Origin of the sequence: Haloarcula sp. JP-Z28, from assembly GCF_011440255.1 — an archaeon.
Lineage (GTDB): Archaea > Halobacteriota > Halobacteria > Halobacteriales > Haloarculaceae > Haloarcula > Haloarcula marismortui.
Genome location: NZ_JAAOHT010000160.1, coordinates 1 through 1,223 on the forward strand (window position 1 = coordinate 1; position 1,223 = coordinate 1,223).

At 55.2% G+C, this 1,223-nt stretch carries 1 protein-coding gene and 1 pseudogene; one reads left to right on the forward strand and one right to left on the reverse strand.

All coding sequences use genetic code 11. The features are described 5' to 3' along the window. Positions 1–188: pseudogene (locus G9463_RS23690) on the forward strand (mechanosensitive ion channel family protein); the annotation flags it as partial. A gap of 174 nt (positions 189–362) precedes the next feature. Here G9463_RS23690 and G9463_RS23695 read toward each other — a convergent pair. Beyond that, positions 363–863 (reverse strand): DUF998 domain-containing protein, encoded by a 501-nt coding sequence (locus tag G9463_RS23695; protein ID WP_240150144.1) that lies wholly within the window; start codon positions 861–863, stop codon positions 363–365. Positions 864–1,223: the final 360 nt, after the last annotated feature.

The following is a 1,223-nucleotide window of genomic DNA, read 5'->3' on the forward strand; positions in this document are numbered from 1 at the left end:
TGCAGTCCCGTATCTGGATCAAGAACCCGAGTCGGTCCGACTTCGTCAAGACGCGCGCCGAATACGTCAAGTCGGTCAAGCAACGCTTCGACGCCGAGGACATCAACATGCCGTACCCGAACCGGACCATCGGCGGCGGGCTGGAGATGACCGGGTTCGACGGCGTCGTGGAACCAGCCGACGACTGATCTGCCGCTGGCGCAACCTCGTCGTCAGGGACTGCAACACACCGACCTACACCGACGTTTTGCGGTCTGTGTGACGTTACATGCGGTGCGGAATCGCCGTTCCGATTCTTCGTCTTCGTTTCACGCAAAATAAGATGGGCACCTCACTGTTGGTCGCGTAGAAACGATGCTTCCTCAGACGGTCCCGTTACTGCTCACCGACTTGCTCGTCGCAGAACAGAGGAACGAGAACGGTCTGGAAACGACCTGAGAAGAGAGAACGACGGTGATACCGCCGCTAAAGAAGGTGAGAAGAGCAAATATCCCGTGCCACGGTGTCGCATTCCCTGGAAAAACGCCGACGCCGAACGCAACGAACCCAAATACTGCGAGTGCGAGTGGGAACCCACGTCGGTCCATCGTCCGGTAGAGAAAGTATGCCGAGAGGAGTACCATCGCCCCCGTTACCAGCATCGTTGTGTTGAAGATTGTCGCAGACGGTTCGTGAATCACGGGGTTCGGTGGGCGGGTCGATCCCAGATCACTGATGTCCTGTCTCGTCGAATAGTTTGGGTAGAGGACCTCAGCGGTAATTATCCCCATGAAGCCAATGAACCCGGCCAACGTCAGACTAAATCCTGCCCCCGACGATTCGGAAAATCCGAGTCGAGACAGGAGACGGTCACTATTCGTCATTATTCGTCTGAACTTCTCCCAACATGTGTGAAATGGTTGACTTTTTTACCTCTTGGTGCTGACTTCGCGCGCTTCATTAGGCCGGACCCTTGCCAGACGCGAGACTGCTCCCAGAGACAGTGAGGTCCCCCACACGAGCGGTGCCAATGGCCCTATTGGTGCTTAGTTTTCTCGCCGTGTTCTATGTAAATGTACGCAAATCACCAGACGATACTACTCCAATTCAGGACCGTTCTGCCGCGTTGAATAGCGATCTAATCGGCGGTTATCACGGGTTAGAAGGACGAAGCCGAGGAAATCAATTCTGGCTATGGAAGTCGATCTCCTCGACTTCGTTGAGCAGTGTCGGCAGCTAGTCAA

What these genes read in the sequence shown, in the direction of transcription:
- G9463_RS23695 (WP_240150144.1), bottom strand. Translation starts at nt 863, where the DNA reads ATGACGAATAGTGACCGTCTCCTGTCTCGACTCGGATTTTCCGAATCG.